General features: G+C 47.8%; 18 protein-coding genes. 3 read left to right on the plus strand and 15 right to left on the minus strand.

What is annotated here, in order from left to right; genetic code table 11:
- Positions 1 to 29 precede the first annotated feature (29 nt).
- The 13 genes from lpxA to rpsB all read right to left on the minus strand — a co-directional run bounded on the left by lpxA (position 30) and on the right by rpsB (position 12,923).
- Entirely contained in the window at positions 30 to 800 is a 771-nt protein-coding gene (gene lpxA / locus NH568_RS16265; RefSeq protein WP_253048820.1) for an acyl-ACP--UDP-N-acetylglucosamine O-acyltransferase, read from the minus strand.
- A 2-nt stretch (positions 801 to 802) separates the two neighbouring features.
- Entirely contained in the window at positions 803 to 1,255 is a 453-nt protein-coding gene (gene fabZ, locus NH568_RS16270) for a 3-hydroxyacyl-ACP dehydratase FabZ (protein WP_054015673.1), read from the minus strand.
- Between the two features lie 11 nt (positions 1,256 to 1,266).
- Positions 1,267 to 2,307 carry a UDP-3-O-(3-hydroxymyristoyl)glucosamine N-acyltransferase gene (lpxD, locus tag NH568_RS16275; protein WP_253048822.1) on the minus strand — a complete coding sequence of 347 codons (1,041 nt, stop codon included), beginning with the start codon at positions 2,305 to 2,307 and terminating at the stop codon, positions 1,267 to 1,269.
- Positions 2,307 to 2,825, minus strand: coding sequence for an OmpH family outer membrane protein (locus tag NH568_RS16280; protein ID WP_253048824.1), 519 nt, complete (start codon positions 2,823 to 2,825; stop codon positions 2,307 to 2,309). The genes lpxD and NH568_RS16280 overlap by 1 nt, the downstream gene beginning before the upstream one ends.
- Positions 2,826 to 2,835: 10 nt before the next feature.
- Complete coding sequence (gene bamA, locus NH568_RS16285; RefSeq protein WP_253048826.1) at positions 2,836 to 5,307, minus strand: outer membrane protein assembly factor BamA; 2,472 nt, start codon at positions 5,305 to 5,307, stop codon at positions 2,836 to 2,838.
- A 67-nt stretch (positions 5,308 to 5,374) separates the two neighbouring features.
- Positions 5,375 to 6,727 (minus strand): sigma E protease regulator RseP, encoded by a 1,353-nt coding sequence (rseP, locus tag NH568_RS16290; RefSeq protein WP_253048828.1) that lies wholly within the window; start codon positions 6,725 to 6,727, stop codon positions 5,375 to 5,377.
- A gap of 8 nt (positions 6,728 to 6,735) precedes the next feature.
- Positions 6,736 to 7,923 (minus strand): 1-deoxy-D-xylulose-5-phosphate reductoisomerase, encoded by a 1,188-nt coding sequence (gene ispC / locus NH568_RS16295; RefSeq protein ID WP_253048830.1) that lies wholly within the window; start codon positions 7,921 to 7,923, stop codon positions 6,736 to 6,738.
- Positions 7,920 to 8,786: a phosphatidate cytidylyltransferase gene (locus NH568_RS16300; RefSeq protein WP_253048832.1), complete on the minus strand. Its 867-nt coding sequence runs from the start codon at positions 8,784 to 8,786 to the stop codon at positions 7,920 to 7,922. The genes ispC and NH568_RS16300 overlap by 4 nt, the downstream gene beginning before the upstream one ends.
- Positions 8,787 to 8,797: 11 nt before the next feature.
- On the minus strand, positions 8,798 to 9,571 hold the full coding sequence (locus tag NH568_RS16305; RefSeq protein WP_138550054.1) for an isoprenyl transferase: 774 nt from the start codon (positions 9,569 to 9,571) through the stop codon (positions 8,798 to 8,800).
- 76 nt (positions 9,572 to 9,647) lie between these two features.
- Positions 9,648 to 10,205, minus strand: coding sequence for a ribosome recycling factor (gene frr / locus NH568_RS16310; protein WP_010385751.1), 558 nt, complete (start codon positions 10,203 to 10,205; stop codon positions 9,648 to 9,650).
- An 84-nt stretch (positions 10,206 to 10,289) separates the two neighbouring features.
- On the minus strand, positions 10,290 to 11,030 hold the full coding sequence (gene pyrH / locus NH568_RS16315) for a UMP kinase (RefSeq protein ID WP_010385750.1): 741 nt from the start codon (positions 11,028 to 11,030) through the stop codon (positions 10,290 to 10,292).
- Positions 11,031 to 11,180: 150 nt separating this feature from the next.
- A complete protein-coding gene (tsf, locus tag NH568_RS16320; protein ID WP_054015665.1) occupies positions 11,181 to 12,032 on the minus strand; it encodes a translation elongation factor Ts in 852 nt (283 codons plus the stop codon).
- Positions 12,033 to 12,194: 162 nt separating this feature from the next.
- Positions 12,195 to 12,923: a 30S ribosomal protein S2 gene (rpsB, locus tag NH568_RS16325; RefSeq protein WP_049866374.1), complete on the minus strand. Its 729-nt coding sequence runs from the start codon at positions 12,921 to 12,923 to the stop codon at positions 12,195 to 12,197.
- Positions 12,924 to 13,239: 316 nt separating this feature from the next.
- Here rpsB and map point away from each other — a divergent pair, with 316 nt between their 5' ends.
- The 3 genes from map to dapD all read left to right on the plus strand — a co-directional run bounded on the left by map (position 13,240) and on the right by dapD (position 17,825).
- Positions 13,240 to 14,031, plus strand: a complete 792-nt coding sequence (map, locus tag NH568_RS16330; RefSeq protein ID WP_253048834.1) for a type I methionyl aminopeptidase — start codon at positions 13,240 to 13,242, stop codon at positions 14,029 to 14,031.
- 336 nt (positions 14,032 to 14,367) lie between these two features.
- The gene (glnD, locus tag NH568_RS16335) at positions 14,368 to 16,986 is read left to right on the plus strand and encodes a [protein-PII] uridylyltransferase (RefSeq protein WP_253048836.1); all 2,619 of its coding nucleotides are present in this window, start codon (positions 14,368 to 14,370) and stop codon (positions 16,984 to 16,986) included.
- Positions 16,987 to 16,997: 11 nt separating this feature from the next.
- Positions 16,998 to 17,825 carry a 2,3,4,5-tetrahydropyridine-2,6-dicarboxylate N-succinyltransferase gene (gene dapD, locus NH568_RS16340; RefSeq protein ID WP_253048838.1) on the plus strand — a complete coding sequence of 276 codons (828 nt, stop codon included), beginning with the start codon at positions 16,998 to 17,000 and terminating at the stop codon, positions 17,823 to 17,825.
- A gap of 53 nt (positions 17,826 to 17,878) precedes the next feature.
- Here the strand turns inward: dapD and NH568_RS16345 are convergent, their stop codons facing one another.
- Together NH568_RS16345 and NH568_RS16350 are read right to left on the minus strand one after the other, a co-directional pair.
- Entirely contained in the window at positions 17,879 to 19,966 is a 2,088-nt protein-coding gene (locus tag NH568_RS16345) for a TonB-dependent receptor (RefSeq protein ID WP_253048840.1), read from the minus strand.
- Positions 19,963 to 20,148, minus strand: coding sequence for a hypothetical protein (locus NH568_RS16350; RefSeq protein ID WP_253048842.1), 186 nt, complete (start codon positions 20,146 to 20,148; stop codon positions 19,963 to 19,965). Before NH568_RS16350 ends, NH568_RS16345 begins: the two co-directional genes overlap by 4 nt.
- Positions 20,149 to 20,168: the final 20 nt, after the last annotated feature.

The raw sequence follows: 20,168 nt of genomic DNA on the forward strand, positions 1-20,168 counted from the left end.
GTAGAAAGGTTATCGGCCGTTATATAAATTTAACGAACCAGGCCTCTTTCTGAGGTCGCAATAAAGTCAATCATTTGCTGTACACCAGCAAACTTAGCTGCGTCCTCACGCATTGCTTCCAATGCTTCGTCCAGCTTAAGCCCTTTACGGAATAGCGTTTTATACGCCCGGCGAATAGCCATGATCTCATCCGACTCATATCCTCGGCGCTTTAACCCTTCTGAGTTAATCGCGGCAGGTCGGGCCGGTGTACCCGTGGTTGTAACAAATGGCGGCACATCCTGATTTACGCCGCTGTACATGCCAACAAAAGCATGTGCGCCGATTTTACAGAACTGATGTACCCCGGAGTTACCGGCCAGAATGACAAAGTCGCCCACATGAACATGCCCAGCCACACTGGCGTTATTAGCAAAAATCACGTTGTTGCCAATGACAGCATCATGCGCAACATGAGTGTACGCCATAAACAAATTATTGCTGCCAATCTGGGTAATACCCTTGTCCTGAATCGTACCCCGATGAATGGTGGCACACTCGCGAATAATGTTGTTATCACCAATCACGAGTTTCGTTGGTTCATCCTTGTACTTTTTATCTTGACAGGCTTCGCCCACTGACGCGAACTGAAAAATGTGGTTGCCTGAACCAATCACGCTGGGTCCTTTAATCACCACGTGAGATTCAATTTTACAGTTATCCCCGATAACCACATCGTTGCCGATATAGCTATACGGACCAACCGATACGTTTTCGCCCAGCTGAGCACCTGACTCAATAATTGCAGTAGGATGGATCACACTTAAAACTCTCTTCTTGCACACATTATTTCAGCGCTACATACGACCTTACCGTCGACCTTAGCAACACCAGAAAACTTCCAAATATTGCGGCGCTCTTTAACAAATTCAACATGTAAATGCATGGTGTCACCAGGCACAACAGGTTGTTTGAAGCGCGCATTATCTATCGCTGCAAACAAGTATAGTTCATTATCGCCGCGGTTCTCGACTGTCTTAAAACCCAGAAGGCCAGTCGCCTGAGCCAGTGCTTCTAAAATCATCACGCCAGGGAAGATTGGCTGATCAGGGAAATGACCAGTAAAGATAGGCTCATTGGCAGTCACATTTTTAACTGCGTGTAAGTATTCACCTGGTTTGTGGTCAATAACCTTGTCTACCAGCAACATCGGGTAACGATGTGGTAGCAGCTTGAGGATTTCTTGAATATCGAAGCTATTTAATTCGTTGGCCAAAATAACATCCTTTAGTTATCAGTATGTTTAAGCTGTTCAGTGAGGCTTTCCAGCGCTTTCAGTCGCGCTTTAAAATCAGAAAGATTGCGTAGGTGAGCAATATTTTTACGCCACTCTTTATTGGTGGTGTGTGGCATACCTGATGAGTAAATCCCCGGCTCGGAGATCCCTTTGGTTACCATGCTCATACCTGTAATGACGACTCCGTCACACACTTCATTGTGTCCGTTGACAGCCACCATACCGCCTATCTGGCAGTACTTACCGATTTTTACACTACCGGCCATAACACTACAGCCAGCAATGGCCGTACCGTAGCCAATCTCAACATTGTGTGCAATTTGAATTTGATTATCCAGGATCACATTGTCGTGGATCACAGTGTCATCCAGCGCACCACGGTCAATGGTCGTACTCGCGCCAACTTCTACGCAATTACCGATAATGACGCTACCGAGCTGAGGAATTTTAACCCACTCTCCGCCTTCGTTTGCGTAACCAAAGCCATCGCTGCCAATCACAGCACCTGACTGAAATAAGCATGACTCACCAATAACGACTTCGTGATAAATGGTGACATTGGCCCACAGTTTAGTCTTTGCACCTATGCGGGTATGCTTACCAACAAAGCAGCCAGGGCCAATTTGCACGTCATCACCCAGCTCAACGCCCGCTTCTATTACGGCGTTTGCGCCAATGCTGACGTTCTGCCCAAGTTTAACGGATGCATCCACTGATGCCCGCTCATGAATACCCTGTGCGGCACTGGGTGTGGTATCCATATATTGCGCCAACTTGGCATAGGCAACGTATGGGTTATCACAGATGAGCTTATTCCCGGAGAAGTGCTCAGCCTCACCAGGCGAGAGGATCACTGCACCTGCTTGCGTGGATGCAAGTTGGCTGCGGTACTTTTTATTCGCAAGGAACCCAATGTCCTTATCACCTGCATTGAGCAAGGTGGCGATTTTCTCAATTGGCTGAGCTGGATCGCCTTGTAAATCGGCGCCCAGTGCCTCAGCCAACTGCGACAAAGTGTAGTGTTTGGTCATTACTTTTTACTGACTACTTCAACAATTTTATCAGACAGGTCAGAAACTTTATCAGGGTTGAAGTAAATTGTCGTATCTTTTACTCGAACTTCGTCATATTTTCCTTTTTTGGCAACTTCTTCAATGGCATCAACGATCAGTTTCTGAACTTTTGCCAGTTCCTGGTTTTGACGCACTTTAATTTCTTGCTCAAGAGGACGACCTTTTGTGGCCAGCTCTTGCTGCATGCCCTGAATTTTTTTACGCAATTCAGCTTGCTGGTCTTCGCTCATTGTCGCGCTTTCACGCTTGAACTTTTCAGCTTCGAAACGGATATCACCCTGTAGTTTTTCTAATTCTTGGCGACGTTCAGCGAATTCGGCTTGCAGTGTTTTTTCAATCTCGGCCATTTGCGGCAACTTACCATAAATGTTTTGCATATCGACCAAGCCAACTTTGTGTGCAAAAGCAGACGCAGACGCACCCATCATGAGTGTAGCCATCAGCGCCATGGCTGAAGTTTTAAATAGGTTTTTCACAATTAGCTCCTTAGAAAGTATTACTTATATTGAAGCTGATGAAGTCTGTTTCATCATCTTCTTCTTTTTTCAGTGGGTAGGCGAAACTGATCAGCATAGGTCCCATTGGTGAGATCCACTGTACAGATAAGCCCGTAGACACTCTGAATCGACTTGGATCAGAGTAGTCCGACAGTGTGTTATAAACACTTGGTGATAAGTTGGTGTAACGATCAACGTCAAACTCCGTATCCCAGACGTTGGCAGCATCAATAAAGAAGCTGGTGCGCACTGAACTGGTGTTTTCCTCGTCCATAAACGGAGTCGGAACAATCATTTCGATGCCCGCTAACGCTTTTGCGTTACCACCGATACGACCACCCTGGATCAGGTTATCAAATTCCGGGTCGCCACCAATTGAGCCGGGTACTGTACCATCTGGCAATGGTGAACCGCCGATAGAGGTAGGTACACGCTGCAACGCGCGCGGTAAAATGGTGTTACGGTCAAAGCCGCGTAATTCCATTTCGGTAATACGGTAGAATTCCTGGAATGGCAGTGTTTGCTCAAAGCCGTTGACTTCTCCGTAACCATTACCATAGGCAAGTCCCGCGCGAGCAGAAAACACCCAGCGGTGGTCGTTACTGACTGGCCAGTAGAAACGTGAATCGTAGTTGATTTTAAAGAAGTTCAGATCCGAGTTAGGTGTGGTAACCCTGAAGGTGGCATTTTGACGTGAACCATCTGTCGGGAACATACCACGGTTAACCGTGATGCGAGACCAGCCTACACTTAGCTCATACTTGGTAAAATCAAATCCGGCATCCGGATTGTCTTGATCGGTAAACGCCAGAACCATGACTCGAGACTGTTCGTAGTTTGGAATGCGATCCAGCTCCTCTTCTATCCAGCGCACACCAAAGTTAATGCGGTTAACGGCATCGATTGGGAAACCGAAGTTTGTACCCAGACCATAGTTTGTCTGGTCATAATCAATCAGGCCCAGCTTACTACCGTCAAAGTCACTGTAGAAAACACTCGTCCCCTGAGATACGCCATCCGGTGTAAAATAAGGGTTTGTATAAGACACAGTGTAACGCTTGGAGCCGCGACCCGTATTAATGTTAAACGCCAGCTGATTACCGGTGCCGAGGAAGTTAGACTCACTCACCCCAACGTTAAACTGCAAACCACCATACGACCCATAGGCAACACCGGCCTGGAAGCTACCTGCTGGCTGCTCTTTTACTTTAAAATCAACGTCAACCTGGTCGTCAATACCCGGAATTGGCTTAACTTCAAAGTCAACACTTTCCATATAGGGCAGACGTTGGATCTGTAGCTTTGAACGCTCGAGGCTTTGGTTAGATAACCACGCACCTTCAAGCTGAGTCATTTCACGGCGAACAACATGGTCCGCAGTCACTTGGTTACCGTTGACCGCAATGCGACGCACATAAACACGTTTGCCCGGGTCTACGGCCAGCGTCAGCTTAACTTCTTTGTTTTCATCGTCAATATCTGGAACGGTACGTACTTCTGCATTGGCATACCCGAAACGTGCCAGATAGCTTTTAATAAACTCTTCCGAGGCGGTCACGATCGAACCGTTGTATAGCTCGCCACTTTTTAGAGGTATGACGCTGCGGATCAGCTCTTCGCGACCGAGTAAGTCACCAATGAACTCAAAGTCTTTTACCATGTACTGCTCACCTTCTGTGAGGTTTGCTGTGACATAAACCGACTCGCGTTCAGGGCTGACAGAAACCTGAGTTGAATCGATATTGAAACGCAGGTAGCCACGGTCCAGATAGTAACTGCGGATCTTCTCCAGGTCGCCTTCTATGGTTTGCTTCTGGTAGCGATCACTTGACATGAATTTCCACCAGGGTAAGTCTTGTTGCGACTCAGCCAGCTTTAACAGTTCTTCATCAGAGAAGAGCTCGTTGCCTACCAGGTTAATTTGCCTGACGGATGCGGCGTCGCCTTCATTGAAATCCAGCTTCAGCCTGACCCGGTTTCTTGGTAACTCAACTATGCTCATTTCAATTTTGGCATTGTATTTACCAATACTGTGGAAAAACTCAATCAGACCTTTCTCTACGCTATCGATAACCGTTCTGTCGAGGGTTTCACCGGCACGAATATTTTGCTGGTCTAAACTTTCTTGTAGCTGTTCATCTTTAATGTCTTTGTTGCCATCAAACTCAATAGAGGCAATCGTGGGACGCTCTTTGACCTTGAAGATAACCTGGTTGCCATCTCTAAATGCGGCAATATCATCAAAGTGGCCTGACGCAAACAACGCCTTAATCGTCTTAGACACTGTGTAATCGTCAATTTGATCACCAACGTTGATTGGAATGTGCGTTAACGCAGCGCCCAGCGCAACGCGCTGCAGGCCTTCAACTTTCAAATCTTCTACGATAAAGGAGTTTTGCCCCAGAGCAGCAAAGCTCGCGCCCAGTAAACTCGTTACAGCTAAATGTTTTTTTATAGGCATTTTATTATCTTTATCCTTTACAGCTTACGGCGAACAGTGCGCCTCAATTGCTATCGCACCTAGCGGCCTAAAGCCTCGATACATCGTTAAGTAGTGCAAAACAAGTTAGCGCCAGGAGCACAACCGCACCCACCTTGTAGCCTAACTCTTGTGTCTTTTCAGAGACCGGTTTTTTGCGAATAAGTTCAATAAAGTAATACATTAAGTGCCCGCCATCTAAGACCGGCAGGGGTAAAAGGTTGAAAACCCCAAGGTTGACGCTAATTAATGCCAAAAAGCCCAAAAATGCGACAAACCCATAACTCACACTATTTCCGGCTCCAACAGCAATGCCAACTGGCCCACTGAGATTCTTGACCGATACCTGCCCGGTCAATAAATTACCAATCATCTCAAAGCTGAGCGCCGTCAAGTCGTAGGTTTTTTTAACGCCCAGCACGATACTATCGAATACCCCGTATTGTCTAGTTTCAATATAGCCTTCCGGCCAGGGTTCAAGTACAGGAACAACCCCTAAATAGCCAGTCAGTACTCCAGAGCTGTCTTTTCGACCCTCAGGAGTTGGATAGAGGTCTACCTCCTCTGCCCCTCGTTGCACAACCAAATGACTGCGCTTTTGGGCTGAGGTTTGTACGAGCTGAACAAACTGAGTCCAAGAGTTAAGAGGTTCATTGTTGTAACGCAGCAATTTGTCGCCAACTTCCAATCCACCTTCCTCTGCCGCAGAGCCCTTAGCAACCTGAGCTATTTCCAGTTTCAGGTTGGGGCGATAGGGTTGGATCCCCACAGATGTCAGAGGCGGTACGTCCTGCTCGTCCAGTCGCCACTCCCGCGTATCGAGTTGACGTAAGGCAAGTTGACCTTTGTTGTCCTGGACTTTGAGTATCACCTCTGATTCGCCTAAACCACTCATCAGCGCAAACGTTACTTCCTGCCAGGACTGAACAACCTGTTCATCAACACTTATGATGCGGTCTCCGGATTGTACCTGCGCCTGTTCGGCAATGCTATTTTCAGTCACGCCTCCAACAATGGGTTTGGCATTTTGCACCCCGACCATGTACATCAGAGCCAGTGCGAAAATAGCAAAAATGAAATTTGCAAGTGGTCCGGCAGCTGAAATTGCGATTCTGGAAAGGACGGGTTTGTTGTTAAAGGACAAGTGCTGCTCTGACGCTTCAACCTCATCAACTCGTTCATCTAACATGCGAACATAACCACCCAGGGGGATGGCAGCTATGACATATTCAGTACCGAGTTTGTCGTACCAACGTACCAGGGGCTTTCCGAATCCAATAGAAAAGCGAAGTACCTTAACGCCTGCTTTTCTGGCAACCCAAAAGTGGCCATATTCATGTACAGCCACCAAGATCCCCAGTGCGACGATGAAAGAACCCAGGTTCCAAAAAAATTCAAGCATAACAACTCCTACTTAGTGATCAGTTCCCTGGCAAGTCTGCGTGCTTGCGCATCCTGTGCCATAATCGCGTCCACAGAGTGTAATGGTTCCTGATGGCAGCGTTCAAGCACTTCGGCGTTAATGCGATAAATATCGCAAAACCCAATTTGCTCGTTCAAAAAGGCAGCAACGGCTATTTCATTTGCCGCATTCAACGTGGTCGTTGCAGACTGACCACTACGGCAGGCATCAATTGCAAGCTTTAAATTGGGATAGCGATTGAAATCGGGTTTAGTAAAAGTGAAATCAACAATATCCGCAAAATCGAGTGGTTTTACGCCGGCTTCGATTCGCTCAGGATAAGCCAGGCCATAAGCAATTGGCGTGCGCATATCAGGTTGCCCCATTTGCGCAATCACAGAGCCATCTATGTATTGCACCATAGAATGGATCATACTCTGCGGGTGGATAACCACTTCAATGTCATCAGCCTGGCAATGAAACAACCATTTTGCTTCGACAAACTCCAGCCCTTTGTTCATCATGGTCGCGGAGTCTACGGAGATCTTCTGTCCCATTGACCAATTGGGGTGTGCGACAGCCTCTGCAACGGTTACATCGGCCAGCGTATCAATGGCCCGGGTCAAAAACGGGCCGCCGGAACCGGTTAGCAGGATTTTTCGGATCCCTTGAGCGTCAAGGGCGGTGCTGTCACCTTTTTGCAGCGCATCAGGTAAACACTGGAAAATAGCATTGTGTTCGCTGTCTATGGGCAGCAAAGTTGCACCATGGCGCTTTACTTTATCCATAAACAACTGACCAGACATGACCAGAGATTCTTTGTTGGCCAGCAGGACTTTCTTGCCCTGCTCTACCGCCGCCAGTGTTGGCAATAATCCCGCCGCACCGACAATGGCTGACATCACTATGTCGACGTCAGTGTGAGCGGCAATATCACACATGGCCTGAGTGCCACAGAGCACCTCCGTCTGCTGGCCACTCAGTGCTGCGCCCACTTCTCTGGCTGCTTCTTCAGCTCCCATGACGACATAGCGAGGCTGATGCTTCAGCGCCTGCTCAATAACCAGCTGCGCATTACGTCCGGCAACCAGCGCAAAAACCTGATACTGTGTGCTATTTCGCTCGACAACATCCAGCGTTGATGTGCCAATAGAGCCAGTAGACCCTAAAATAACCAGGTTTTGCTTGTCACTCATAGTGTCACCGTCCAGGCATACAACAAGGCAAAAATCGGCGCGGCCGCAGTTAAACTATCGATACGGTCAAGAATACCGCCATGTCCCGGCAAACATTTGCCCGAGTCTTTTAACCCGGCTTCACGTTTAAACATGCTTTCCAGCAAATCACCGACAGCAGAAAACAGCGCAATCACAACGGTTAAGCCGGCATACAATAGCCACTGGTGTTGCTCAACGTCGCTGCAATAGCAGAAAATAACCACAAACACGACAGACGTCAGTAAACCACCGATCAACCCTTCAATCGTCTTATTGGGGCTAACATTGGGCATTAACTTGTGTTTGCCAAAATTCTTACCGGCAAAGTAAGCGCCTATGTCTGCACTCCAGACAATGCCCAGTACCACCATGATTAATACCGAGCCATATTGCTCTGCCTGATGATACTCTGCACTGCGCAGTACATTCAGTGCCAGCCATAGTGGAATTAAGGTCAAAAAGCCGGCGATGGTACGCATGATCATACCTTCATTCCAGGCTCTGGCCATACGTGGATAATTCATAACCAGAACGGTCGCAACCAGCCACCAGGCTGCGGCAAGCGTAAAGACATAGTTCGCATCTGCAACTAAACGCCCTTGTTGCCATAATTCAGTGATCGGCCAATGTACATGAAGAGCCGCCAGCACGGCTGCCATAATAAGGACATAGACGCCTTTGTGGAGCCGATTAGTCAGGCCTATAAAGGCCGCCCATTCCCAGGCGCCCATCAAAATAATGGCGCCGGCAATCACGCTAAATAGATTAAGTGGTGTGAAAAACACCAATAGTAAGGCCAGTGGCGCCAGCACCACCGACGTCATAACACGTTGTTTTAACAAACTTTATACCTTCAACTTGTTGTTTTGCGCTCGGCGAGTAATTGTTTTATTTGTTCGCCGGTACAACCGAAACGTCGCTCTCTGGAAACGTAGCAGGCAAGCGCCTCTGAAAATGCTTCCTCATTAAAATCTGGCCATAGCGTTTCGGTGAAATAGAGTTCAGCATACGCAGCCTGCCACAGTAAGAAATTACTGATGCGATAGTCTCCACCCGTTCTGATCAACAGATCCAGTGGACTTTGGTCCGCCATGGTTAGCTGTGAAGATAGCGCCTCTTCCGTAATGTCGGTTGGCTGAATCTCACCACTGGCCACTCGCTGTGCTAGGGACTGGGTCGCCTGCACTATATCCCAGCGGCCACCATAGTTTGCTGCGATATTTAGCTTCAAACCTGTGTTGCTTTCGGTTAACTGTTCTGCATCAGCGACTTTTTGTTGTAACCCGGCTGGGAAGCGCGAGATGTCGCCTATGATCGACAGTTTCACATTATTCTTGTGGAGCTTTTTAACTTCTTTACTCAAAACAAACAGGAATAATTCCATCAAAGTACTGACTTCGTCTTCAGGACGACGCCAGTTTTCGCTACTAAAGGCGAACAACGTCAATGACTCTATCCCTAGCTTAGAGCAAAACTGCACGGCACTGCGCACTGAATCGACCCCTTTTTTGTGCCCAAAAGCACGGGGACGTTTACGCGACTGAGCCCATCGACCATTTCCATCCATAATGATGGCAACATGTTTGGGCAGAGATTGCTGTGAAATTGCGTCAGCGGTTAAAATCATAATGCCTATTTAAGTAAAAAAAACGCCGTCTAGTATACCTTAGACGGCGCTGCAAACCTAATAAATTTGTGGTTGCTTAGATTTCCATCAGCTCTGCTTCTTTCGCGCTCAGCTGGGTGTCCATCTCTTTGATAAACTTATCAGTTAGCTTCTGGATCTCGTCTTCAGCCTGACGTGCTTCGTCCTCAGAAATCTCTTTGTCTTTAAGTAGAGACTTCACGTCACCATTTGCATCACGGCGGATATTACGAACCGCAACACGACCGCCTTCTACTTCGCCACGTACGATCTTGATAAGGTCCTTACGACGCTCTTCTGTCAATGGAGGCAGTGGAACACGGATAACCGTGCCCGCAGACATAGGGTTCAGACCTAAATCAGATGCCATGATGGCTTTTTCTACTGCTTGTGCCAGAGACTTGTCAAATACGCTGATAGCCAGAGTACGAGAGTCTTCTACCGTGACGTTGGCAACCTGGTTCAGTGGCGTGTCAGCGCCGTAGTAAGATACTGAAATACCGTCAAGTAATGCCGGGTGTGCACGGCCAGTACGGATTTTAGACAGCTGGCTTGCCAGCGCAGCTACACTTTTTGTCATGCGCTCTTGCGCATCTTTTTTAATATCATCAATCACAGTGCTATCCTATTCTTTACTGTATTAATCGGACTCAGCTGGCGAGTTTTATTACGGTTTTGCTAAGGCTCTTAACCTAAGCCCTTACTCCGCAGCTGGTTGTGTACTGATTAAAGTGCCTTCTTCTTCACCCATGATAACACGCTTTAGCGCGCCTGGTTTGTTCATGTTGAATACGCTTAAAGGCATGTTGTGGTCACGAGCCAGGGTAAATGCCGCCAGGTCCATAACCTTTAATTCTCTTTCAATCACTTCATTGTAAGTCAGGTGACGATGTAGTTCTGCATCCGGGTTTTTCACCGGGTCATCACTAAATACGCCATCTACTTTAGTGGCCTTGATCACCGTATCCGCTTCAATTTCGATACCGCGCAGGCAGGCTGCTGAATCTGTCGTGAAGAACGGATTACCAGTACCCGCTGAGAAGATCACGACGCGACCTGATTTCAGCAAGCTGATTGCTTCTGCCCAGTTGTACGCATCACAAACACCATTGAGTGGAATGGCGGACATCAGTCGGGCATTCACAAACGCACGGTGCAGCGCATCACGCATTGCCAGACCATTCATGACAGTTGCCAGCATACCCATGTGGTCACCCACTACGCGGTTCATACCCGCCTCGGCCAGAGAGCCGCCACGTAAGAAGTTACCGCCGCCGATAACCAAACCCACTTCTACGTCGAGTTCTACAAGTTCTTTTATTTCTTGGGCCATACGATCCAGTACTTTAGGATCGATTCCAAAGCCTTCATCTCCCATCAAAGCTTCGCCGCTAAGTTTAAGAAGAACGCGTCTAAAAACAGGTTTTCGATTGATAGTCATAATTTCCGGGCCAAATTAAAAGTGAGATACAAAATAACCGCGCTTATGCTACACATAAATGCGCGGTTATTTTAGAGAATTTTGTGCAGTGAAGCAAAAGCAAATCTCATCTCGAGGGAGCTTTTGCATCACTTAATCACCTAAGCGTGATTATTCGCCTTTCGCAGCTGCGATTTGAGCAGCAACTTCAGCAGCGAAGTCTTCTTCTTTCTTCTCGATACCTTCACCTACTTCAAGGCGAATGAATGAAGAAACAGAAGCACCTTTCTCTTTCAGGTACTCGCCAACAGACTTCTTAGGCTCCATGATGAACGCCTGACCAGTAAGAGAGATCTCACCAGTGAACTTCTTCATGCGGCCAACAACCATTTTCTCAGCGATTTCAGCAGGCTTGCCTTCGTTCATAGCGATTTCAACCTGAACCGCTTTTTCTTTCTCTACAACCTCAGCAGGTACGTCTTCTGGGTTTAGGTAGTCAGGCTTAGACGCAGCAACGTGCATTGCAACGTGCTTCAGAGTCTCTTCGTCAGCGTCACCAGTTACAACAACACCGATACGGTCGCCGTGACGGTATGCAGAGATGTTTTCGCCGTCGATGTACTCAACGCGACGAACGTTGATGTTTTCACCGATTTTAGCAACTAGTGCAACACGTGTTTCTTCGAACTTAGCTTTCAAAGTTTCGATGTCTGTCTTAGCTTCAGCAGCAGCGTCAAGAACAGTGTTAGCGAAACCCAGGAAGTTTTCGTCTTTAGCAACGAAGTCAGTTTGACAGTTAACTTCAAGAAGTGCAGCGAAACCTTCACCTTGCTTGATCAGGATTGTACCTTCAGCAGCAATGTTACCAGCTTTTTTAGCAGCTTTAGCAGCACCGCTCTTACGCATGTTTTCGATCGCCAGATCGATGTCACCGTTAGTTTCAGTCAGTGCTTTTTTACAATCCATCATGCCAGCGCCAGTACGCTCGCGAAGTTCTTTAACTAGGGCAGCAGTTACAGCCATTAGAATATCCTCAATTCTGAATTCGGTTTTTTGATAAGCGAATTACCGCTTGTAAAGAATATCAAGTCTTCGGAAAAATAAGATGAAGACTTGATGACAGCTTAGTGCGTTACAACCGGCCACCCGCACACCTGTGTTGCCAGTGGCACGGTTTGTAATCTATTACTCAGCTTCTACGAAGTCGTCGCTTTCTGCTTGAGCAACGATGTTGCTTTCACGACCTTCAGTGATAGCAGTCGCAACTGCACCAGTGTAAAGCTGGATAGCGCGGATCGCGTCATCGTTACCTGGGATGATGAAGTCAACGCCATCTGGGTTAGAGTTAGTATCAACAACAGATACTACTGGAATGCCCAGGTTGTTTGCTTCACGGATAGCGATGTGCTCGTGGTCAGCATCGATGATGAAGATAGCGTCTGGAAGACCGCCCATATCTTTGATACCACCAAGGCTCTTCTCAAGCTTTTCCATTTCGCGAGTTTTCATCAAAGCTTCTTTTTTAGTCAGCTTCTCGAAAGTACCGTCTTGGCTTTGAGTCTCAAGGTCTTTAAGACGCTTGATTGACTGACGAACTGTTTTCCAGTTAGTCAGCATACCACCTAACCAACGGTGATTTACGTAGAACTGCTCGCTTTGAATAGCTGCTTCTTTAACTGCTTCGCTTGCAGCGCGCTTAGTACCTACGAAAAGGATTTTACCTTTGTTAGATGCAACGTTCGAAAGGAACTTAAGTGCATCGTTGAACATAGGAACAGTCTTTTCCAGGTTGATGATATGTACACGGTTACGAGCGCCGAAGATGAAAGGCTTCATCTTAGGGTTCCAGTAACGAGCCTGGTGACCGAAGTGAACACCAGCTTGAAGCATATCGCGCATTGAAACGTTTGCCATTTGTATTTTCCTCTAATTTAGTTAGGGTTAGGCCTCCACATATCCCATAACACCAACAAGTTCGAAAATTCGGTTACCCGATAATTTGTTCCGCGCTTGCACCCAAGTGTATGTGTCGATATGTGTGTGTGTTAAAATTAAATTTCGTGTTGTCTTCGTTACAAACAACCTGTGAGCCGAACCCGGCTGAAAGATTTATTTGTAAAAAGACGGCGCGCTTTATACCATATAAAAGAAATTAACTCAACGTTTGGGCTAAAAATCGTTCATAAACTAGCCTGGTGTTGTTGCGTCGAAACTATGACTTGGAGTCTCAATGAGTGCAGTGATCAAAACCCCTGAAGAAATCGAAAAAATGCGTGTTGCCGGTAAGTTAGCCGCTGAAGTATTAGAAATGATTGAACCTTATGTCAAACCAGGGGTGACGACCGATGAGCTGAATACCATTTGTCATAATTATATCGTGGATGTGCAGCAGGCAGTCCCGGCACCACTTAACTACCACGGTTTCCCGAAGTCAATTTGTACCTCTGTAAATCATGTCATTTGTCACGGTATTCCAAACGACAAACCGCTTAAAGAGGGCGACATCATTAATATAGATGTGACTGTCATCAAAGATGGTTATCACGGCGACACCTCAAAGATGTTCTTTGTTGGTACGCCGAGTATTCAGGGCAAACGTCTGAGCGAAGTCACTCAGGAAGCACTGTATATCGGTATTCGTATGGTGAAGCCTGGCGTACGCATTGGTGACATCGGCGCTGCGATTCAAAAATATGCCGAGGGCTTTAACTACTCTATCGTACGTGAATATTGCGGCCACGGTATTGGTGCTGAGTTCCACGAAGAGCCGCAAATTGTACACTACGGCAAACCTGGCACCGGAGAAGCACTGCAAGCTGGCATGTGTCTGACCATTGAGCCTATGGTCAATGCAGGTAAACGCCATTGCAAACTGCTTAAGGACGACTGGACCGTGGTCACTAAGGACCGTAGCCTGTCTGCCCAGTGGGAACACACACTGCTGGTAACTGAAAATGGGGTAGAAATCCTGACACTGCGCAGCGATGACACCATTGAGCGGGTAATCGAGCACAAAGCTTAAGCTGATACCAATTTCACTTAATACCTGTTCAATTTGACGGAGCAAATATAACGCTAACGGTGTTAAAAATTTCTCATTTAGAACCTTTACCTAAGGTATGAGTTCGCAAATTTTTGCCTAGTTATCGACTATATTTTCTCGCCTCAAAATAGAACACTTAATCAAGCAAATTGGTATGAACTCAAAAACGCCACCAGCCGGTGGCGTTTTGCTTTGCTGGCCTGTGTGCTGGCTTTTCATCCAGTTAACCACCTTCTCTTTGCCACTTTCTCGCATTTTTTTGCCACTTAGTGTAAAACTGAGCTGTGAGTTTTGCGCGCAACATAGGGAGCCCAGGTGGCACTACCAAACAAAGTAAAAACGCTTCTCGACGAAGCGCAAACCTTGAATGACTACAAAAACTGCCAGGCCTATTTTTATAAATGGCTAAACAATCAGTTTTCTAAACAACCAGTCCGTCAGCTTATCAATGCCCGAGCTGAGTTTATAGACAGGCTGCTGATCAAGCTCTACTCCGACACCGGATTGGCCCAATTTCCCGACCTCGCTCTCATTGGCGTAGGTGGATATGGCCGCGGCGAGCTGCATCCTTATTCAGACATCGATTTCCTCTTGCTCTGTAAAGTGGAGCCAGGCCCCGAATTAACAGGATCATTAGAGTCATTTATGACTTTGCTGTGGGATTTGAACCTGGACATTGGTCACAGCGTGAGGACTCACGAGCAGGTGCTGGAGCAAAAACGCGAAGACGTGCATTTTACCACCAGCTTGCTGGAAAGCCGCTTAATTTGTGGTAATCACGTGGAGTTTGAGCGGCTTAAGAGCCATATTGTTGAAACGCCCATCTGGCAATCAGATGAGTTCTTCATTGCTAAAGTCAAAGAGCAGCGCCTGCGACGCAAAAAGTGCCACGGCACCGCTTATAACCTGGAACCAAATATCAAAGAAAACCCCGGTGGCCTGCGCGACCTGCAAACCATCTTCTGGGTGGCCAAAAAACACTTTCATGCCGAAACACTGGAGGAGCTGATAAGCCACGGCTACCTCACACATGAAGAATATCAGGAGCTGCTGGAATGTCTGGAAAACCTCTGGAACATCCGTTTTGCTTTGCATCTGGCTGCAGGGCGCAGCGAAAACCGCCTGCTCTTTGACTATCAACCTCATGCCGCAGAACTATTAGGGTTTGGCTCTGAAGGCAAACCCTCCGTTGAACGCATGATGAAACGTCTGTTCCGGATCATGAGCAGGGTACGGGAAATGAACCAGATGCTGCTGGCGTATTTTGAGCAGAGCATTTTGCCAGACCAAAGCGAACAAACTGTGATCCCGCTCGATAACCACTTTGAGCGTGTTGGCAACAAAATTCGGGTGAAAAACCCTTCCGTGTTCTTTCGCAGGGAAAACCTCATTTTGTTGTTTGAGCATATTGCTGATCATCCGGAAATTACCGACATTGACCCCAGCACCATTCGTACCGTACGTCAGGTGAGGCGACGTCTGCTGGGCGATTTACAGGATTATGCCGCCTGCCGTGACGCGCTGATGCGCCTGCTTAAACACCCCAACGGTATGGGTCGCGCATTTACCCTGATGCACAAGCATGGGATCATTGCCGCCTATTTGCCACAGTGGCGTAATATCTTTGGGCAGATGCAGTTCGACCTATTCCACGCCTACACTGTGGATGAACACACCCATAAGTTGATCAACAACATTTACCGATATTTCAGTCATGAACATCAGGGCGAATTCCCTTTGTGCTCTGAAATTGTCACCCGTATGGATAAGCCTGAATTGCTGTATTTGGCAGGGATTTTCCATGACATTGCCAAAGGCCGCGGCGGAGATCATTCAGAACTGGGAGCGGTAGATGCTTCAGCCTTTGCACGCATGCATGGTTTTTCTTCGTCCGACAGTAAACTGGTTGCCTGGCTGGTCGAAAACCACCTGCTGATGTCGGTCACCGCGCAGCGTAAGGACATCAATGATCCGGATGTGATCAACGAGTTTGCCTCACGCATCAAAAACGAACGCCAGCTTGATTACCTCTACTGCCTGACCGTTGCCGATATTCGCGCAACCAATGACAATCTGTGGAACGACTGGAAAAATACGCTATTGCGCGAGCTCTACTTACTCACCCAGCGTGCATTAAGGCTTGGGCTTGAAAACCCCATGGACATGCGAGACCAGATCCGCGATAAGAAACAACAGGCCAAACAGCGACTTATTAACAAAGAGTATCGCGAAGACCTGATTGATATGATCTGGGCGCGCTTTAAAGCCAATTACTTTACCGCATTTAGCGAGCAGCAAATTTCCTGGCATACCGAATACCTGCTCGGTCGTGATGATTTGAGTCAGCCTTGTGTGGTTGTTTCTGAACAGCCTATGCATGGCGGTACTCAGGTATTTGTCTACGCACCTTACGAAGCCAGCCTGTTTGCCAAACTGGTGGCCGTGATTGGCTCCAAAAAAGCCCAGATCCAGCATGCGCAGGTCCTGACTACCAAAGATGGCTACGTGGTCTTTAGCTTTGTCATTCTGGAAGTGGACGGTCGACCTATCAGCGGTGGCCGGGCCAAAACCCTGCGCCGCAGCCTGGAAGTGATCCTGACCGATCCGAAAAAGAAAATACGGCTCAAGAAAAATCGCTCACAACGCTTTAAAGACTTCAACATTAAACCTAAGGTTGTGGTACGCCCCCACGCACGCAGCGATCGCAACCTGATAGAGATCCAGGCGGTAGATATTCCCGGCCTGTTAACTAAAATAGCCGAGGTATTTCAGCTTCATTCACTGCACATTCACGCCGCACGCATTACCACTGTGGGCGAACGTGCAGAGGACTTTTTTGTGGTCTCGGACAAAGATTATCAACGTCTCAGTGAAGATGCCAAAGCATCACTACATCGCTCACTGATGAAAAAACTCAATGCAGAATCTGAATAAATGAGGACACTATGTCGGATTTAAAAACCATTATTGAACAAGCCTGGGAAAAACGCGATACCATCACACCAAGTGATGTGTCTCCTGAGGTTAAAAATGCCATTATTGATGCGCTGGCCATGCTGGACTCAGGCGCAGCCCGGGTTGCGGAAAAGATCAGCGGTGAGTGGGTTGTACACCAGTGGCTAAAAAAGGCGGTGTTGCTGTCATTTCGTATCCGCGACAATCAACCTCTGCATGATGGTGTCAATCAGTTTTATGATAAAGTCCCGCTCAAGTTCAGCGACTATACACCAGAGCAATTTCAGCAAGGTGGTATGCGTGTCGTACCTAACGCCGTCGCACGTCAGGGCAGCTTTGTCGGCAAAAACGTGGTTCTGATGCCGTCTTATGTCAATATTGGCGCGTATGTAGACGAAGGGACCATGGTTGATACCTGGGCAACCGTGGGGTCATGCGCACAGATTGGTAAAAACGTGCATCTGTCAGGTGGTGTGGGCATTGGCGGTGTACTGGAGCCATTACAGGCTAATCCAACCATCATTGAAGACAACTGTTTCATTGGCGCCCGCTCCGAGATTGTTGAGGGTGTGATTGTGGAAGAAGGGGCTGTGATTTCTATGGGTGTGTATATTTCACAGAGTACCCGCATCTATGACCGCGAAACTGGTGAGATCCATTATGGCCGGGTACCAGCCGGTGCCGTTGTCGTGCCAGGTTCATTACCAAGCAAAGACGGTACTCACAGCCTGTATGCGGCGATAATCGTTAAGAAAGTGGACCAGCAAACTCGCGAAAAAGTAGGAATCAACGCCCTGCTTCGCTCAGTTCAGGACTGATCCACTGTCTGATTTCAGCCCGGTGCATAAACCGGGCTTTATCTCCCCCAAAGTTAAAATGCCCACTTAACCCCGAACGACGGAATAATCGATAGCCAGTGCCCCCGCTCTTCCTTTTTGAGTAACTTTCCTTGTCCATCTACTGAGTAACTGGTTCGATCAATACAACATTCATTGTCAAAGTTCAGGACATTGGACACTTCAAAAAATACTGTTAACTCGCTGTTTGATAAAGGATAGATTTTGTGGATCCGGAAATCGACTCGTTTATAGTTTCCCAGTTTAAGCTGGTTTCGCGCATTCAGACTGCGCTTAATCTCAACCTGCCCCCCTGCAGATTTCTGCAAAGAGCCTGACTCTCCGGTGAGCGGCCACCCCGAGTGAAAATACATCAATCCACTAAGCTGCCAGCCATTATCGAACTCATAGTTACTTGCCAGCTTCACAGAGTGCCTCTGGTCCCAGCTGCGCGGGTACCAGTGCCCGTTTATACTGTCCTGTGCGTTAGACCAGCTATAACTTGCCTGCCACTGCCATTGCGGCGAAATACTGTGCTGAAAACTCAGCTCAACGCCTTTCACTCTGGCAGACTCAGGCGCAACCTGATACCTGTCTGCCTGCCCTTCGGGTAAAAACTCATAAATATCAAAGGCATTTTCATACCATGGGCGAAGGTCAGAGAGTTTTTTCAGATACGCCTCGACGCGCCACTGGAAACTCGGGCTGAGTCCCCCCTGATAGGACAAAATCATATGCCGGGCTTTTTCAACACCATGAAACCGTGTGGCTCCATCAGCAACCTGCAGGCCAAGTATATCCTCAGGCTGATAGTAATCACCGGCACTCAAAGAGACACGATGACCTTCTGAAAGTTGATGCAAAAGCGCAACTCTGGGGCTCCATTGCGACCGGGTGAATCCATAGTAATCTTGTTGATCCCAACGCAGGCCCAGCTCAGCCACCCAGGCGTCAGAGAGCCGCCAACGGTCGCTAACATAGGCACCAAGTACATTGCCGGATGCCGTTAACCGGGTCTTACGATAGCGGTAGTCTTCACCATCATAATTTAACCGATACCAGGCTTCCATCCAGTAGTCATATTCCGCGTCCAGGTATTTAGCGTCAAAGCCCGACTCTATGTAATGATCTTCGCTCAGATGCCACTGCCAATCCTGCTTCAGAGAGTAGGCGTAAAAAAATTTATTATCATCCAGAGTAAGCCAGATTTCCGCGGGGTCATACTGACCACCACGTCGGTCTTCCTCTACTTTGGCAACCGACAACAAGGTCTGACTACTCAGATCAGTATGCCAATCAGAATTCAGTACCGCCCAGACATAAGCGCTACTGTACTTACCGTTCACCTTTTCCTTGACCTGATACTCTCTGGCGCCATCCCATTCCACAAAAGTATCATCGAGTATTTCATCGTCCCAGGCATACAGGAAATGGCCCGACAAAGCATGCGTATCCGACAGGTTATAGCGCACTTTTACAAACAGATCGCCATAGATGGGCTCGAACTTATTAGACTCATCTTCAACCGCCTCAAGCACCAAGTCCAGGTAGCCGCGTCGAGCCGACACCATCCAGGTGCCCTGCTCATTTGCAAATGTGCCTTGTGAACCTGCTCTTGCATTGATAAAGCTAACCCCCAAGCTGCTTTTTTGTTCAGAGATATCATAGATACTGTCGATGGCCATGACGCCGCTCATTTTGTTGCCGTAGCGTGCCGTAAATCCACCACTTGAGAATTCCAATGATCCCACGTTCTCAGTGTCTACTATGCTGAAGGCACTGTTGAAGCTCTTCATATGGAATGGCCGGTACAGCTGTTGCCCATCCAGTAAGACAAGTACCTCATCCGAGTGACCACCACGGACAAAGAAGTTAGCAGAATAATCTCCTGCTGCTACGCCCGGCAAACTTGGCATGAGACGAAAAATATCGTCGGCAATGTGGGGCATGGCTTCTATGTGTTCTTTGGACAGGAAGTGCGTTTTTTGCTCAGCGGCAAGCGTATACTGACTGCCGCTAACCGTAATACGCTCCAGGTCCGTTTCCGGTGAGCTGGCGCAGACCACTGCGGTGTTCAGCGAAACATAGACGGCAGTTGCAAAAGGGAGGTTGTGTAAAGTCATACTAACCCCCCGTGACGCATTGACTGGACATGCACCTCTACCTGAGATGCATGATAAACATATCTGATGAAAGAGCTGTGCTGGCGGTAGTGAACATAGGAGGGTGCGTACTGAGCGAATGTCAGGTGCTGATATCGCAAATGGGACAACTGCCATTGCTGACTGGGAACTTGTCTTGTCATTGTTGTTTTCTCCATCGAAA

The organism is Pseudoalteromonas sp. XMcav2-N (assembly GCF_024124545.1).
In the GTDB taxonomy this organism is placed as follows: domain Bacteria; phylum Pseudomonadota; class Gammaproteobacteria; order Enterobacterales; family Alteromonadaceae; genus Pseudoalteromonas.

What these genes read in the sequence shown, in the direction of transcription:
- lpxD (WP_253048822.1), bottom strand. Translation starts at nt 2,307, where the DNA reads ATGACCAAACACTACACTTTGTCGCAGTTGGCTGAGGCACTGGGCGCC.
- bamA (WP_253048826.1), bottom strand. Translation starts at nt 5,307, where the DNA reads ATGCCTATAAAAAAACATTTAGCTGTAACGAGTTTACTGGGCGCGAGC.
- rseP (WP_253048828.1), bottom strand. Translation starts at nt 6,727, where the DNA reads ATGCTTGAATTTTTTTGGAACCTGGGTTCTTTCATCGTCGCACTGGGG.
- ispC (WP_253048830.1), bottom strand. Translation starts at nt 7,923, where the DNA reads ATGAGTGACAAGCAAAACCTGGTTATTTTAGGGTCTACTGGCTCTATT.
- NH568_RS16305 (WP_138550054.1), bottom strand. Translation starts at nt 9,571, where the DNA reads ATGATTTTAACCGCTGACGCAATTTCACAGCAATCTCTGCCCAAACAT.
- pyrH (WP_010385750.1), bottom strand. Translation starts at nt 11,030, where the DNA reads ATGACTATCAATCGAAAACCTGTTTTTAGACGCGTTCTTCTTAAACTT.
- tsf (WP_054015665.1), bottom strand. Translation starts at nt 12,032, where the DNA reads ATGGCTGTAACTGCTGCCCTAGTTAAAGAACTTCGCGAGCGTACTGGC.
- rpsB (WP_049866374.1), bottom strand. Translation starts at nt 12,923, where the DNA reads ATGGCAAACGTTTCAATGCGCGATATGCTTCAAGCTGGTGTTCACTTC.
- map (WP_253048834.1), top strand. Translation starts at nt 13,240, where the DNA reads ATGAGTGCAGTGATCAAAACCCCTGAAGAAATCGAAAAAATGCGTGTT.
- dapD (WP_253048838.1), top strand. Translation starts at nt 16,998, where the DNA reads ATGTCGGATTTAAAAACCATTATTGAACAAGCCTGGGAAAAACGCGAT.
- NH568_RS16345 (WP_253048840.1), bottom strand. Translation starts at nt 19,966, where the DNA reads ATGACTTTACACAACCTCCCTTTTGCAACTGCCGTCTATGTTTCGCTG.
- NH568_RS16350 (WP_253048842.1), bottom strand. Translation starts at nt 20,148, where the DNA reads ATGACAAGACAAGTTCCCAGTCAGCAATGGCAGTTGTCCCATTTGCGA.